At 65.9% G+C, this 13,443-nt stretch carries 15 protein-coding genes; 4 read left to right on the forward strand and 11 right to left on the reverse strand.

The features are described from left to right. Window positions 1-1,321: 1,321 nt before the first annotated feature. The 3 genes from NDB2M1_RS04830 to NDB2M1_RS04840 all read right to left on the reverse strand — a co-directional run bounded on the left by NDB2M1_RS04830 (window position 1,322) and on the right by NDB2M1_RS04840 (window position 4,332). Window positions 1,322-2,536, reverse strand: coding sequence for an argininosuccinate synthase (locus tag NDB2M1_RS04830; RefSeq protein WP_072380159.1), 1,215 nt, complete (start codon window positions 2,534-2,536; stop codon window positions 1,322-1,324). An 85-nt stretch (window positions 2,537-2,621) separates the two neighbouring features. Further along, the gene (locus tag NDB2M1_RS04835; RefSeq protein ID WP_072380161.1) at window positions 2,622-3,860 is read right to left on the reverse strand and encodes an SAM-dependent methyltransferase; all 1,239 of its coding nucleotides are present in this window, start codon (window positions 3,858-3,860) and stop codon (window positions 2,622-2,624) included. Window positions 3,861-3,960: 100 nt separating this feature from the next. Beyond that, window positions 3,961-4,332 carry a glycine zipper 2TM domain-containing protein gene (locus tag NDB2M1_RS04840; protein WP_054123282.1) on the reverse strand — a complete coding sequence of 124 codons (372 nt, stop codon included), beginning with the start codon at window positions 4,330-4,332 and terminating at the stop codon, window positions 3,961-3,963. 238 nt (window positions 4,333-4,570) lie between these two features. Here NDB2M1_RS04840 and NDB2M1_RS04845 point away from each other — a divergent pair, with 238 nt between their 5' ends. Beyond that, window positions 4,571-5,893, forward strand: coding sequence for a hypothetical protein (locus NDB2M1_RS04845; RefSeq protein WP_072380163.1), 1,323 nt, complete (start codon window positions 4,571-4,573; stop codon window positions 5,891-5,893). A gap of 6 nt (window positions 5,894-5,899) precedes the next feature. Here NDB2M1_RS04845 and rlmN read toward each other — a convergent pair whose 3' ends face one another. The 5 genes from rlmN to NDB2M1_RS04870 are packed head-to-tail and all read right to left on the reverse strand — an operon-like array spanning window position 5,900 to window position 8,705. Beyond that, a complete protein-coding gene (gene rlmN / locus NDB2M1_RS04850) occupies window positions 5,900-7,168 on the reverse strand; it encodes a 23S rRNA (adenine(2503)-C(2))-methyltransferase RlmN (protein WP_143146635.1) in 1,269 nt (422 codons plus the stop codon). A gap of 43 nt (window positions 7,169-7,211) precedes the next feature. After that, entirely contained in the window at window positions 7,212-7,694 is a 483-nt protein-coding gene (locus tag NDB2M1_RS04855) for a hypothetical protein (RefSeq protein ID WP_072380167.1), read from the reverse strand. Next, entirely contained in the window at window positions 7,691-7,894 is a 204-nt protein-coding gene (locus NDB2M1_RS04860) for a hypothetical protein (RefSeq protein ID WP_072380169.1), read from the reverse strand. Before NDB2M1_RS04860 ends, NDB2M1_RS04855 begins: the two co-directional genes overlap by 4 nt. Continuing rightward, the gene (locus NDB2M1_RS04865; protein WP_072380171.1) at window positions 7,894-8,076 is read right to left on the reverse strand and encodes a DUF4169 family protein; all 183 of its coding nucleotides are present in this window, start codon (window positions 8,074-8,076) and stop codon (window positions 7,894-7,896) included. Before NDB2M1_RS04865 ends, NDB2M1_RS04860 begins: the two co-directional genes overlap by 1 nt. Continuing rightward, on the reverse strand, window positions 8,076-8,705 hold the full coding sequence (locus NDB2M1_RS04870) for a histidine phosphatase family protein (RefSeq protein ID WP_072380172.1): 630 nt from the start codon (window positions 8,703-8,705) through the stop codon (window positions 8,076-8,078). The genes NDB2M1_RS04865 and NDB2M1_RS04870 overlap by 1 nt, the downstream gene beginning before the upstream one ends. A gap of 332 nt (window positions 8,706-9,037) precedes the next feature. Here NDB2M1_RS04870 and NDB2M1_RS04875 point away from each other — a divergent pair, with 332 nt between their 5' ends. Beyond that, complete coding sequence (locus NDB2M1_RS04875; protein WP_072380174.1) at window positions 9,038-9,511, forward strand: TspO/MBR family protein; 474 nt, start codon at window positions 9,038-9,040, stop codon at window positions 9,509-9,511. Window positions 9,512-9,561: 50 nt separating this feature from the next. On the opposite strand, the gene NDB2M1_RS04880 is transcribed toward NDB2M1_RS04875, so the two are convergent. Further along, on the reverse strand, window positions 9,562-9,963 hold the full coding sequence (locus tag NDB2M1_RS04880) for a hypothetical protein (RefSeq protein WP_072380176.1): 402 nt from the start codon (window positions 9,961-9,963) through the stop codon (window positions 9,562-9,564). A 59-nt stretch (window positions 9,964-10,022) separates the two neighbouring features. Between NDB2M1_RS04880 and NDB2M1_RS04885 the strand changes: the two genes are divergently transcribed. Continuing rightward, a complete protein-coding gene (locus NDB2M1_RS04885; protein WP_083554672.1) occupies window positions 10,023-10,511 on the forward strand; it encodes an aspartyl protease family protein in 489 nt (162 codons plus the stop codon). Window positions 10,512-10,544: 33 nt separating this feature from the next. On the opposite strand, the gene NDB2M1_RS04890 is transcribed toward NDB2M1_RS04885, so the two are convergent. After that, window positions 10,545-11,033 (reverse strand): GreA/GreB family elongation factor, encoded by a 489-nt coding sequence (locus NDB2M1_RS04890; protein ID WP_072380180.1) that lies wholly within the window; start codon window positions 11,031-11,033, stop codon window positions 10,545-10,547. Between the two features lie 96 nt (window positions 11,034-11,129). On the opposite strand from NDB2M1_RS04890, the gene NDB2M1_RS04895 reads away from it, so the two are divergent. Continuing rightward, on the forward strand, window positions 11,130-11,333 hold the full coding sequence (locus tag NDB2M1_RS04895) for a hypothetical protein (protein ID WP_054123273.1): 204 nt from the start codon (window positions 11,130-11,132) through the stop codon (window positions 11,331-11,333). 57 nt (window positions 11,334-11,390) lie between these two features. On the opposite strand, the gene NDB2M1_RS04900 is transcribed toward NDB2M1_RS04895, so the two are convergent. Continuing rightward, on the reverse strand, window positions 11,391-13,391 hold the full coding sequence (locus NDB2M1_RS04900) for a lytic transglycosylase domain-containing protein (RefSeq protein ID WP_253185773.1): 2,001 nt from the start codon (window positions 13,389-13,391) through the stop codon (window positions 11,391-11,393). Between the last annotated feature and the right edge of the window lie 52 nt (window positions 13,392-13,443).

Consider the following 13,443-nt stretch of genomic DNA (forward strand, 5'->3'; position numbering starts at 1 on the left):
ATGACGCTGGAAACCCTCGGCTCGGTGAGCCATAACCCCATTGTCAGCCTGCCAGCTCTGGCTGCCTGACCCGAACCTGATCCTACTGCGGATCGACGGTTCCTACACCACCCCGTGGGACACGACCCTGGACGATGAGAGTTCGTCGCTGCCAGACTGCATGATGAGCATCCGTTCGCGGCAAAACCTGCCGTTTAAAACGGCACAAGCGAATGACCGGGAAGTGCCAACGTCGATCGGTCCCTGCAACTCATCCGGCCAATCTTACGCTTCCATAAATAACAGACGCGTCTGTTATTTATATTGCGCTGTCCTACAGCCATCCGACTGCGGCATAACCGCCTCATGCCCTGCGAATCCCAACAATTCCGCTGCTTTGCGTCCCGCGCCGGTGGGGTTGGAGGGGGTGCGGCGGGGCTGACAGTTTTTGCTCTAGACTATGTCAACCCTGTCAACCTTGCGCCTTGGCAGGCGGTCAGCAGGCAGGGGCGGGGCGGGGCGAATCGGGTGCCCCGAACGCAAATGAGGGCCGGCATTGCTGCCGGCCCCCACTGTCGCCGCTGCTGGCACTCTGGCATTCCAGCGCCTGAGCTCACCGCGTCCTTCCGCCGTTCCCTGCCCTTCGGTTCCCACCCTTCGGGCGGTACTCCTCCAGTCCGCTCAGCCTTCCGGTCCTTCCTGCAAGGCAGGCGCTTCCTTCTTGCTCAGCCTTCAGTCCTGCGGCGTCCGCAGTTCCTGACCACATGGGCCTGGCAGTCGCTGGTGCCCGTACCACAGTCCGCACGTTGCCGCGCCTCCTGTCGCTGCGAGCGTGTTTCCTTGTCCCGTCCTTCCGGCGACGCTCCCTCCGGTCCGGCCTTGCGACCTCGCCTTCGGACGTACTCCCTCAGGGGAGGCAAGGGCCCTTCCGCACTGGTCTGGCGTGCTGCCCCTCGCTCTGCTTCCGCCGGTCGGTGCCCCCGGTCTTCCGACCATCGGCCTTGCCGCTTCCGCTTCACGTCGGGACGCCATTCCGGCATCCGGAACCGGTCTTTCCGGCCTGCAATCCGCCCTTTCCAGAGCGCGCCTCAGCACGCTGGAACTGGTTTCAATGCATACGTTCCAGTCCGGCCCGATTGGTCAGCTTCAGCTTGTTAATCAGTGCCTTGCGGCGCTTTTCTCAGGCTTCGTTTCCCTCTCGACAAGACAGATGCTGCGCTTCGGAGCTGAGTCGCACAAGCAGCAAAATGCAAAGTTATCCACAGGCAACCCAATGGCTGGTGGACAACTCCGCAAGCTGCGGAATCTGCTTTGTTTTAGTTTTGTGACGATTCGTGGCGGGTCAGTGCCCGCGCTGTGCCAGCAGCCGGAGGCGCAGGGCATTGAGCTTGATGAAGCCCGCCGCATCTTTCTGGTCGTAGGCGCCGGCATCGTCCTCGAACGTCACGTGGCGTTCGGAGTAGAGGCTGTCCGGCGACTTGCGACCGACGACGCTGGCGTTGCCTTTGTAGAGCTTGAGGCGGACGGTACCGTTCACCCGCGCCTGGCTGTGGTCGATGGCGGCCTGCAGCATCTCGCGCTCCGGGCTGAACCAGAAGCCGTTGTAGATGAGCTCGGCATATTTGGGCATGAGCTCGTCCTTGAGGTGCGCCGCGCCGCGGTCGAGCGTGATGCTTTCGATGCCGCGGTGGGCGCGGGCATAGATTTCGCCGCCCGGGGTCTCGTACATCCCGCGGCTCTTCATGCCGACGAAGCGGTTCTCGACGAGATCGAGCCGGCCGATGCCATGCTTGCGGCCAAGGTCATTGAGCGCGGCAAGCAGGGTGGCGGGCGACATGGCCTCGCCGTTGAGCGCGACGCCATCGCCCTTCGCGAAGTCGATGGTGATGTATTCCGGCGTGTCCGGCGCGTCCTCGGGATTGACGGTGCGGCTGTAGACGTAGTCCGGCGTCTCCTGCCACGGATCCTCGAGCACCTTGCCCTCGGACGACGTGTGGAGGAGGTTCGCGTCGGTCGAGAACGGGCTTTCGCCGCGCTTGTCCTTGGGCACCGGGATCTGGTGCGCCTCGGCCCAGGCGATGAGCGCGGTGCGGGAGGTCAAGTCCCATTCGCGCCACGGGGCGATGACCTTGATGCCGGGTTCCAGCGCATAGGCGGAGAGTTCGAAGCGGACCTGGTCGTTGCCCTTGCCGGTGGCGCCGTGGGCGACCGCATCGGCGCCGGTCTCGCGGGCGATCTCGATCAGGCGCTTGGAAATGAGCGGGCGGGCAATCGAGGTGCCGAGAAGATAATCCCCTTCGTAACGGGCATTGGCGCGCATCATCGGGAAGACGAAATCGCGCACGAATTCCTCGCGCAGGTCGTCGATGTAGATGTGCTCGGGCTTCACGCCCATGAGCTCGGCCTTTGCACGGGCCGGCGCGAGTTCCTCACCCTGGCCGAGATCGGCGGTGAAAGTCACCACTTCGCAGCCGTAGGTCACCTGCAGCCACTTGAGGATGACGCTGGTATCGAGGCCGCCGGAGTAGGCGAGGACGACGCGCTTGATATCGGACATGGCAGCCAGCTTCCTGTGGACAGGTAACGAATGGCGGGGCGGCTAGCAGGGCCGCGCGCGTGGTGCAACCGGTTGGGGGAAACCTTCAGCCTTTCCGCGCGGCGCGATAGGCCAGTTCGGTCTCGTTGATATAGTTCCGGGTCAGCGGCAGGGCATCGCGGTTGCGGACGATCTGGAGCTGGAAATTGACCAGATCGGCATGCTCGAACCCGGTCGCGGCGCCGGCGAGGTAGAACTGCCACATGCGGAAGAAGCGGCCGTCGTAGATGCGGGTGATCGTCTCTTCCTGCTCGGCACAGCGCTTGTACCATTCGCGCAAGGTGAGCGCGTAGTGGCGGCGCAGGATCTCGCAATCGGTGAGCATGAGCTTGCACGGCTCGATTGCCCTGACCGTCTCGCTCAGCGAAGGGATGTAGCCGCCGGGGAAGATGTACTTGCGCGTGAAATCGTCGGTGATGTTGGGTGGCCCGGCGCGGCCGATGGTGTGGAGCAAGGTGACGCCGTCCACCGCCATGAGGTCGTGGCACTTGCGGAAAAAGGTTTCGTAGTTGGGCACGCCGACGTGCTCGAACATGCCGACCGAGACGATGCGGTCGAACGGGCCTGGCTGGTCGCGGTAGTCGGTGAGGCTGAAGGTGACCTTGTCGGCCACGCCCTCGCGCTCCGCCCATGCCTTGGCATAGCCGATCTGCTCGACGCTGAGCGAGATGCCGTGGACGGTGGCGCCGGTGGTCTTGTGGAGATGGAGTGCAAGACCGCCCCAGCCACAGCCGATATCTAGCACCCGCATGCCCGGCTTGAGGTTCAACTTGGCCGCGATGTGGTCCATCTTGGCAAGCTGCGCTTCCTCGAGCGTCGTGACGCCTTCGTCCCAGTAGGCGCAGGAATACTGGCGCGCGGGATCGAGGAAGAGATCGTAGAGCCGGTCGTCGAGATCGTAGTGGTGGGCGACGTTGCGCTTCGACGAGCGGCGCTGGTTGATCTGGTCGAGCCGGCTCATCACGCGGACGCGGGCCTTGTCGAACAGATTGAGGTTGTCGAGATCGCCGCCCTTGTCCCACGGATTGTTGCGGCGGATGAAGCCGACGAAATCCATGATATCGCCGCCTTCGATGGTGACGCGGCCATCCATGAAGCATTCCGCCATGCCGAGGCTGGGGTTGCGGGCGATGGCGCCGGGGACGCGGGCATCATGGAGCTTGAGACCGAGATCGGGCCAATCGGGCGCGGCGGTGCCATAGCGGCGCTGGCGGCCCGATGCTTCGGTCAGCGTCAGGGTGCCGTACTTCACCAGACGGCGCAGCGCAACATCGAGCAGGATCATGGACATCGGCGCGACCTCTTGGACCGGTTTCAAGTCTGCTTGCGGCCTATGACGCGCGAGCGCTGCGCGGGCAAGCCGCGCAGCGCATAAAAGCGATGCATCAACGGCAACGCGAGCCGCTGCGTTCGATCTCGCGGCCAAGGAGGGCACCGCCAGCGGCCCCCAGCAGGGTGCCCAGCGTGCGGTCGCCGCGGGTATCGATCGCGCGCCCGACAAGCGCGCCCCCGACAGCGCCGATGACCAGGCCGGTCGTGCCGTTGCTGCGCTTGCAGTAATAGCGGCCATCGCGCCCGCGCCAGATCTGATCCCGGCTGGAGAGGGGGCGCGGTTCGACATAGCGACCGTACTGATCATACTCGCCGCTTTGCGCACGGCGGCCATGAGCCGGAGCCCACGGCGGCGGATCGGCCAGCGCGGGAGCGGCGCCAAGCGTGGTGGCGGCAAGAACTGCAGCGGTGAGGAACCTGTTCATGGGTGACATCCTTTTCGGGTGTTCGTGGACGTGACGGGATCTGTTCGCTCGAACCTGCGGACATGATGCCCAACCAAAGATGAACGGGGCTGCAAAGGCGACAAAGCGAGGGCTTGGCGCGGCCAAGCGTTATGATGGTTCAAATCACTTTCCTACAAGTACCAAATAGGTTATTTTTGAACCTTCCCTGCCTGCCTGGAGAACATTCATGCCCAATCCGCCGGTCACTTTCCCAGCGATGTTTACACCTGCCAACGCCGTTGCCTTCACCAATGCCGATGGTACCGCGCAGACGGTAAGCGCCGATGCGCCGCTGCCGGTCGCTTTCTCCGGAAGTGCGGGTACGCAGGCGATCAGCGCAGTCAGCCTGCCGCTGCCGACCGGCGCGGCAACAGCGGCAAGTCAGGCGGCGACGAACGCCGCGCTGGGCACCCTCTCGGCGCAGCTTCCGGCGACGCTGGGCCAGAAGCCGATGGCGCAGAGCCTGCCGGTGGCGCTCGCGAGCGACAGTGCCGTGCTCGGCGTGACGGTAAGCAACTTTCCGACGACGCAAGCAGTGACAGCGGCGAGCCTGCCCCTGCCGGCCGGCGCTGCGACCGCTGCCAATCAGGCATCAACCAACACGGTACTGACGGCCATTTCAGGCCAGCTCCCCGCCAGTCTCGGCCTCAAGCCGTCCGGCGCAAGCCTCTCTGTCGGACCGGCGAGCGATCTTGCCAACATCGAACCGGCGGCAACCCCGATCTCCGGAACCGCCATGCCCAGCGGCGGTTCGGGCATTACCGGCTGGCTTTCGGCGATCTATCGCTCCACCAGCGAGGGGGCGACGATTGCGGGCAGCGTCACATCGGCGGCGACCGTCGTTTCCGCCAGCAACAACGCCTATATGGGCGGCGCGTTCCAGGTGACCAACGCAGGCACGACATGCACGATCACCTATGAGCAATCGAATGATGGCACCACCTGGGTGACGCTGCCGGTCATTTCTGCGGCTTTGCCTACAGCCGCACCGACCACCACGTCCACGGCGGCGGGCATTTACTCCTATGTCTCGTCGGCGGCCTTCGTGCGCGCTCGCGTGAGCACGTACACCAGCGGGACGGTGGCGGTTGTGCTGAGCCAGAAGCAGCAGGTCGCGCCGTCAAGCGGCGTCTCGCTGGCGGCGGGCGGTTCGGGTATCGGCAGCGTCAGCGTGAGCGGCACGGCGACGATCACAGGCAATGTCAATGTCGGCATCGGGTTTACCGAAAGCCTCGCGGCACTCGCAGCCTCGGCAACGTTCACCGGGATTGGGCGCACGAACAGTTCGAACCAGTACGCCTACTACAACATTACGGCGTTTGCCGATCAGGTTGGCACGCTGTTCATCGACCAGTCGCTCGACAGCGGCGTGACATATCAGCCGGTCGCCAGCCAGACGGTTGCGGCGGGCAGCGCAGCCAATCTTTCGGTGCGGCTGTGCGGTGCGGTGGGTACGGCGACACTGTACCGGCCGCGTTACGTCAACGGCGCCACGGCACAGTCGACCTTCCGCCTTTCCGGCAGCTTCTCGGCGAATTGATGCGCCTCAGCCGAGCGCGGCCTGCTTCTCTTCGAGGAGCCGGTCGAGCTCGGCGCGGCTCTTGCGTTCGGCCGCGGTCTTGAGCTGCCCGCAGGCAGCATCGATATCGCGGCCGCGCGGGGTGCGCACAGGGGCCGAAATGCCGGCATCGAACACGATCTTGGCGAAGCTCCTGATGCGTTCAGGCGTCGAGCATTCGTAAGGCGCGCCGGGCCAGGGATTGAACGGGATGAGGTTCACCTTGGCGGGCAGGCCATACTGCTTGATCAGGCGGACGAGCTCGTGTGCGTCGCTGTCGCGGTCGTTCTTGTCCTTGAGCATCACATATTCGAACGTGATGCGGCGGGCGTTGGAAGCGCCTGGGTAATCGGCGCAGGCCTGCAGCAGTTCCTCGATCCCGTACTTGCGGTTGATCGGCACGATCTCGTCGCGCACGTCCTTGGTGACGGCATGGAGCGAGACGGCGAGGTTGACGCCGATTTCCTCGCCGGCGCGGGCCATCATCGGCACAACACCACTGGTCGAGAGCGTGATGCGGCGCTTGGAGAGGGCGAGGCCATCGCCATCCATGACGACCTTGAGCGCATCGCGGACGTGGTCGAAATTGTAGAGCGGCTCGCCCATGCCCATCATCACGATGTTGGTCAGCAGGCGGCCGTCGGGGGTGTAGTCCGAGGCTTCGTCGTCATCCGCATCGTCGAAATCATCATCGGTTTCTGGCCCGGCCATCGATCCGCGCGGCCATTCGCCCAGAACGTCGCGCGCCAGCATGACCTGGCCGACGATCTCGCCCGGCGTGAGATTGCGGACGAGGCGCATCGTGCCGGTGTGGCAGAAGCGGCAGTTGAGCGTGCAGCCGACCTGGCTTGAGACGCAGAGCGTGCCGCGCGTGGCATCGGGGATGAACACCATCTCGAAATCGTGGTTGTCCGCCGTGCGCAGCAGCCACTTGCGGGTGCCATCATTGGAGACTTGCGCCTCGACCACTTCTGGACGACCGATGACGAAGCGCTCGGCCAGCCACGGGCGCATGGTCTTGGCGATATCGGTCATCGCCTCGAAATCGGTGACGCCGCGATGGTAGAGCCAGTGGAACACCTGCTTGGCGCGCAGCTTGGCGGCCTTCACATCGAGCCCTGCAGCCTCGAACACGGCAGTGATCTGCTTGCGGTTGAGGCCGATGAGGTCAACGCGTCCATCGGCGCGCGGGGTTACCTCGCGCGGGACGGGGACGGGATCGATCAGTCCCGGGATCGGCATCGGTTCTATCTGCATCGTGTGCATATAGGGCCAAGGGCGCGTTCGCGCAAACCAGCCCTTAGTTCTGGGCGCAGCCGAGCAAAGCGGCGTCCATCGCGGAAGCGGCGCCGGCAAGCGTGTAGGTATCGGTGAAACTGCGCCCCGAGCCGCGCGCGGTGACGCTCATGCTTGAAGCGGAACGCATCGCGGCAACAACGGCGGCATCCATGCGGCGATCTGCGGCCCATGCGTCGGCAGCGCCGGCGACAAGCTGGAAGCGCTGGCCGCCAACCGAGAGCGTGACTGTGCTGCCCGGCCCGATCCTGCGCGAGAGGCGAACGTGGATTTCCCCGCGCGCGGCCCGGCGGGGCCAGTTGCCGACGGTGAAGTAGGGCTGGAACTCGTTGACGCGGCCCTCCACCTTGTCGGCCATGGCGATGGCATAGCAGCGCGGCACGCCGGCATCGGCAAAGGCGCCCCAGTTGTTCCAGATGCCGAGGCTGTCGCGCGCCACCGCGGGCGTGGCGCAGAGCAGGGCGGCGGCGAGCAGTGCCCGTCTCATGGATCGACCAGATCGAGATAGGCGACGACATCATTGTCGGTCGCGATGAACAGGTCGGCCTGGATGTCTTCGGGCTGCTGCGCGGCGAGGGCGAGCGCTTCAGCGAGCGTGCCGTAGAGCAGCGTCTGCGCCGCGCCGCCTTCGGGGCCGTCGCCGAGGTGATAGAGGCGGACGCTGGCGCTGTCGTGCGTGGTGCGCATCAATCCCGGCCTTCCCGTTTCGCGCCATCCAGCAGGCGGGCGGTGCGCTCTACCTCCGCCTTGCTTGCGGCGCGTTCGGCGCGGGTGCGGCCGTGGGCGGCCCTGTTGGCGGCGGCTTGGGCTTCCTTGTCCTTGCGCGCGGCGGCCTTGCGGGCGAGGCGGAGGTTGACGACTTCGCCCATCAGGCGTGCTCGCTGCCCCGCTCTGAGCCGAACAGCACTGTTTCGCGGCCATGTTCCACCAGCGCGATCGAGCCTTGCACCAGCGACGGCGCGATGGGCGCGCCCAGTTCGGGGTGGACCGGATAGCCTGCCATCATCCCGCGCAGCACGCGGCTGGAAATGCCGTGCATCACGACGATGTGATCGCCCGGCGCATCGCCCACTTCTGCCAGCCACTTGGTGAGGCGGGCAGCGATCATCGGGTAATCCTCGCCTTGCGGGGCGGGGCGCAGGAGATGGTCGGCGATGACGATGGGGCCGACTTCGGCCTCGACATCATCGTAGAGCCGCCCGCACCATGCGCCCATGTCGATCTCCTTGAGATGATGGGTGCGCCTGGCGGCGAACCAGTCAAGCCCGAGTTCCTGCGCGATGAGCGCGGCGGTCTGCAAGGCGCGGCCGGTTTCGGAGACGTGCAGCGTGGCGGCGGGCGAGGGGCCAAGCGTAGCGCGCAGCGCCGCCCCCATCGCCAGCGCCTGCTCCGTGCCGAGGCGGGTGAGGGGCGTGTGGATGTGGTTCGCCTGAAGGCGGCGGGCGGCGTTATAGACCGTCTCGCCATGGCGCATGATGAAGAAACGGGGGCTGGCCATAGCGCGCGTGATAGCGGGAAGGCGGGCGGAAGGCGAGGGGGGAGGGGCGGCGGGTCTGGGGCGGAGTGAGAGGCATAAGCAATGATGCTTATGCCTTCTTGCGGAGCGCAGCGGCTTGTCGCAATTTGTGGCGGTTGGGGTTTTTGGGGATTTAGTAAAGTGTCACCGTAATCCAGGGCTGGCGCTGGTGATCCGCAAGGCGGCGGTGCGTCCGGGGGAAGAAGAACCAGAGGCGCTCGCGGCCTGAGCGGCTGACACGCAAAGCTCTGTCCTTCGCCGGCGATATCTGCCACGCTTTGCCTACGCACTCCTTTCCGATCGGCGAACTCCCCATGATCTCCACTCCTCTTCTCGTCGCCGCCGGCGGAGCGATCGCGCTTGGCGTCGTGGGCGGGCTGATGACGCCCATCGGGCCTTGGTACGCGAACCTCAGGAAGCCCCGCCTGCAGCCGCCCAACTGGCTGTTCGGCCCGGCGTGGACGGTGATCCTCGGCCTTGCCGCGTGGTCTGCGGCGGGCGCGTGGGACGCGGCGGCGAGTGATGCGCAGCGCATGCAGGTGGTGATCCTGTTTGCCACCAACGCGCTGTTCCACCTCCTGTGGAGCCCGCTGTTCTTCAAGCTGCGGCGGCCGGACTGGGCGCTGATCGAGGTGGTGTTCCTGTGGGCCTCGCTGGTGGCGCTGGTCGTGGGCCTGTGGCCGATCTCGCCGTTCGCGGCGGGGCTGATCCTGCCTTATCTGGCCTGGGTGAGCTTTGCGGCATGGCTCAACTGGGCGATCGTGCGGCTGAACGCGCCGTTTGCCTGAGTTTTGCCCCGTCAGAGGCGTAACGGCTGTGCTACCCTGATGCCGACTGGTTAGTCCAAAGCGCTTGGATCGCCGAATATGGCGCTGGCCTCCTCGCGCAGCCGGGCCTTGGCCACTTCGAGGGCGTCGATTGCCTGCGAAAGCCGTTCAAGATCATTAGCCCGCAGTTTCAGGCCTTCGCCGATGAACAGCGCTGCAGCCTCGGATCGGCTCTTGGCGACCCCCGCTGCAACCCACCGGTCAAGCTGGGCGGCGGTCGCCTGATCGACCCGGGCCATCACGACATGATCGCGGTTGTGCTCCCGGAGCGCGCGACGCGCCTCGTCAAGGCCCGCGTGGACAACCACCACGCGCGGGCGCTCACCATCGCACTGTAGCGAGGCTGGATCGACCCCGAGCATCTCCAGCGCTTCGCTGACAGCATCCGGCAATGGGGAGGGCTTCTCGTCCATCTTGAAATCTCTCCGTATCAAAATTACAGATTACACGACTCGTGAGGGAGTGTAAGCTTATGGATGCATTACCGCCACCTGCCGTTCAAGTTTCGGTTCAAGTGCCGCAGCCCGCTGCAGCTGCGCCGTCCGTCACGGGCTTTCGCCCGGTTGCATTGAAGGCTTCAGCAGTCGGCCATTTCCACGTGCAGGGACGGCTCAATGGCCAGCCGGTCGAGATCATCATCGACACGGGAGCTTCCGGCACCGTTGTCGACCGGCAATGGGCCGAAGCACAGAAGCTGTCGCTTGTGCTTATGGGTGAGACTGGCGGCGGCGTGGGTGGGGCGGCGATGGCGCTAGCCCGTGTCGATGGTGCTCAGCTTGAGCTTGCTGGCGTACCGCTGCCCGGTACCCAGGTGATCGCCATTGATCTTACTGCAGTTGCGGGGCAACTGCGCGCGCGAGGTGTGGTGCCACCACAGGTGGTGATCGGTGTCGACGTGCTGAAGAGATGGCGCGCGGTCATCGACTATGCGACCGCGATCATGTGGCTTGCTCCCGCCTGACCTGCTTCGAGCCGCGTGCGCCAGACGCTGTTGCTAATCGCCGGCCGGATAGCTGATCGCCATGACTTCCCATTCCTTCTCGCCGCCGGGAAGCCTGACCTTGCGCAAGTCTCCCACTTTTGCGCCACGCAGGGCGCGGGCGAGGGGGGCGCTCCAGCCGATGCGGCGGGCGGTGGCGTCCTGCTCGTCGTCGCCGACGAGGGTGAGGACCAGCCGCGCGTCGTCCTCGTCGGCGATTTCGACAGTGGCGCCGAAGAGGACGCGGGTCTTGTCCGGCTGGCGGGCGGGATCGATGACGCGCGCGGCTTTCATGCGTTTGGCGAGGAAGTTCAGCTCGCGGTCGATCTCGCGCATGCGCTTGCGGCCATAGAGGTAGTCGCCGTTCTCGCTGCGGTCGCCATTGCCGGCGGCCCAGCTGACGATCTCGACGATGGCGGGGCGTTCGGTGCCGAGCAAGTGGTCGTAGCGGGCGCGCAGGGCGGCCATGCCGGCGGGGGTGATCGGATTGCCATCAGGTTGCATTGTTAGGGGTTTAGCGGGGGATGCCGACGCTTGGAAGGTTGCCCTGCTGCGGGGGGGCGCCTAGGGCGGGGACATCATACTGCCGACGAGGAATTTATGGCCAAGACCATCGCGCTCACGCTGACCGAAGACGAACTCGAGATCCTGGTGGACGCGCTGGAAGCGGACCTTGAAGGCTATGCCGAGGCCATCGAGGAAGCCAAGGCCGACAACAACAAGGAAGACGTCGAGACGTTCAAGCTGGCGGCGCTGAATATCCAGAAGCTGCTGGCGCGGTTGCAGGACATGCTGCCGGATTGATTGGCGGCCCGGCCGTAACAGGCCCACCCCCGACCCCTCCCGCACGCGGGAGGGGAGTCAGCCCGGCGTGGGCTTGCCGAGGAAGTGGCTGAGCGGATTGGGGCCGGTGTAGCTGGCCTTGTCCGGATACATCGCTTCGTAGACTACCGCGTTTTCCATCACGCGCTGGACATAGTTGCGTGTCTCCGACAGCGGAATGCGCTCGATCCAGTCGATCCATCCGGGCCCTCCTGCTCGGGGATCGCCATTGGCGCGCAGCCACTTGTTCACATTGCCGGCCCCGGCGTTGTAGGCGGCGACGGCGAGCGGATAGCTGCCGTTGTAGTAGGTCAGCAGGCGCTGGAAATAGGCGCCGCCGACTTGCAGGTTGTATCCGGCATCGTCGATGAGGGCGGACGTCGAATAGGACAGGCCGAGCTTGCCTGCCTGCTCGTTGGCGGTGGCGGGCATCAGCTGCATCAGGCCGCGCGCGCCGGCATGGCTTACCGCATTCTGCGAGAACTGGCTTTCCTGCCGGGCAATCGCATGGATCATCGTCCAGGCATGTTCGTAGCCGGGCGGGACCGGGATCACCGGAAAGGCGATGTGCTGGAAATCGAGGTAGCCGCGCGCCGCCGCCGCTTGTCCGACGATGACGCCGAGATCGCGGCGGCCCAGTTCGCGCGCGAGCTGCGCGACGAGGACGTGCTGGCTCTTGGTCTGCTGCTGATCGCTGATCTCGCGGAAGAAGCGGACCGTCGTGCGCCAGTCCGCATCGCGCGCGGCTTCGCGCACGGCCTGCGTGAGGAACGAGGCGTCGAAGGCCGCGCGTTCCTGCGGGGTGGGCTGGACATCTGCGTCGGCGGCGAAGCGCGGGACCGCGCGGCCGAGCCGTTCGAGCGCAAGCAGGCCGTAGAACTGGTCGCCATAAGCCGCGGCCATCTCGAAATAGCGCTGTGCATCGTTGGCCCGACCGCCTTGCGCGGCGGCGAGACCAGCCCAGTAGAAGCCCTTGGAGCGCGTGCCAGGCGTGCGCGCGGCCGAGCCGTAGCGCCAGAACAGGGGTGCGGCATCGGCGCCGTTGTTCAATAGGCGCAGCGCCTGCTGGCCGCCGAGCCACATCAGCGAGGTGTAGTCGTCGCGCAGGTCGTAGGCGGCCTGGCTGACATCCTCGCCGCGCGCGAAAGCATCGTCGATGCCGGCGGCGATGCGATAGGCGGTGCGGGCATCACCTGCCGCCGCGGCGCGCCGTGCATTCGCGAGAAGCTCGTCGACCCACTTCTCGCGGTTGAGCGGCGGGCGGGCGAGCAGTGGGCGATTGGCGATCAGCGCCTGCGCGGCGGCGCCATTACCCTGGCGGCGCAGCTGGCGCGCGCGGGACCAGATGAAGCCTGGGTCCGCATTCAGCACGTCGATACTCGTGCCCTCGGCGGCGGAGTAGGGATCGAGGCCGATCAAGGTTGCCTGCCGCGCGGCGAAGAGGCCGCGCCGGGCAGCGCTGACCCGTGCGGTCTGGCGGGCGGCGGGGGAGGGATTGCCGGCCCAGAGCAGCGCGTCCATCCGCGCGTCGTCGTCATCGGGCGTGAAGGTGGCGCCCCAACCGGCGAGAATGGCCGCTTCCGCCGCTTCGCTCATTGCGCCGCCGCGCCATGCCGCGCGCGCCATCGTATCGGCTTCGGGGCGGCCGAGTGCCTTGAGGGCGAGGGCATATTGCGCGCGGGCCGGGTTGGTCAGCGGCGGTACGCGGTCGAAGAAGGCGACCACGCTGCCGGCATCGGCGCTCTGCCGATCGAGTGCGGCCTCGGCGGCGCGGCGCAGCTTCTCCTCTTCGGGAAAACCGCGGTAGCTGAGGATGAAGCTGGAATAGTCGGTGAAGTTGTAGACGTTGGAGTCGGCGAGCATCTGCCAGCGGCTGACGGCTTGCGCCAGCGGGCCTTGTCCTTGCGCGATCAGGCGGGCGCGCGCGGCATCCCACGCGGTGGCGCCGGTATCCACATCGTTGGCGTGGCAGGCAGCCGAAGCGGCTAGCATGGGGATCAACGAACTGCCCAGCAGCAGCTTTCGCAGCTTCACACTCATCTCCATGCTGGACATTCCGGCTTTCGTCTTCCTATCAGGCGCGTGTTACGGC

This window comes from Novosphingobium sp. NDB2Meth1 (genome assembly GCF_900117425.1).
GTDB lineage: Bacteria > Pseudomonadota > Alphaproteobacteria > Sphingomonadales > Sphingomonadaceae > Novosphingobium.

Coding starts and splice junctions, on each gene's coding strand:
- NDB2M1_RS04880 (WP_072380176.1), bottom strand. CDS start 9,963: ATGGACGAGAAGCCCTCCCCATTGCCGGATGCTGTCAGCGAAGCGCTG.
- NDB2M1_RS04870 (WP_072380172.1), bottom strand. CDS start 8,705: ATGGCCAGCCCCCGTTTCTTCATCATGCGCCATGGCGAGACGGTCTAT.
- NDB2M1_RS04885 (WP_083554672.1), top strand. CDS start 10,023: ATGGATGCATTACCGCCACCTGCCGTTCAAGTTTCGGTTCAAGTGCCG.
- NDB2M1_RS04860 (WP_072380169.1), bottom strand. CDS start 7,894: ATGCGCACCACGCACGACAGCGCCAGCGTCCGCCTCTATCACCTCGGC.
- NDB2M1_RS04855 (WP_072380167.1), bottom strand. CDS start 7,694: ATGAGACGGGCACTGCTCGCCGCCGCCCTGCTCTGCGCCACGCCCGCG.
- NDB2M1_RS04890 (WP_072380180.1), bottom strand. CDS start 11,033: ATGCAACCTGATGGCAATCCGATCACCCCCGCCGGCATGGCCGCCCTG.
- NDB2M1_RS04840 (WP_054123282.1), bottom strand. CDS start 4,332: ATGAACAGGTTCCTCACCGCTGCAGTTCTTGCCGCCACCACGCTTGGC.
- rlmN (WP_143146635.1), bottom strand. CDS start 7,168: ATGCAGATAGAACCGATGCCGATCCCGGGACTGATCGATCCCGTCCCC.
- NDB2M1_RS04835 (WP_072380161.1), bottom strand. CDS start 3,860: ATGATCCTGCTCGATGTTGCGCTGCGCCGTCTGGTGAAGTACGGCACC.
- NDB2M1_RS04900 (WP_253185773.1), bottom strand. CDS start 13,391: ATGAGTGTGAAGCTGCGAAAGCTGCTGCTGGGCAGTTCGTTGATCCCC.
- NDB2M1_RS04875 (WP_072380174.1), top strand. CDS start 9,038: ATGATCTCCACTCCTCTTCTCGTCGCCGCCGGCGGAGCGATCGCGCTT.
- NDB2M1_RS04895 (WP_054123273.1), top strand. CDS start 11,130: ATGGCCAAGACCATCGCGCTCACGCTGACCGAAGACGAACTCGAGATC.
- NDB2M1_RS04845 (WP_072380163.1), top strand. CDS start 4,571: ATGTTTACACCTGCCAACGCCGTTGCCTTCACCAATGCCGATGGTACC.
- NDB2M1_RS04865 (WP_072380171.1), bottom strand. CDS start 8,076: ATGGGCGAAGTCGTCAACCTCCGCCTCGCCCGCAAGGCCGCCGCGCGC.
- NDB2M1_RS04830 (WP_072380159.1), bottom strand. CDS start 2,536: ATGTCCGATATCAAGCGCGTCGTCCTCGCCTACTCCGGCGGCCTCGAT.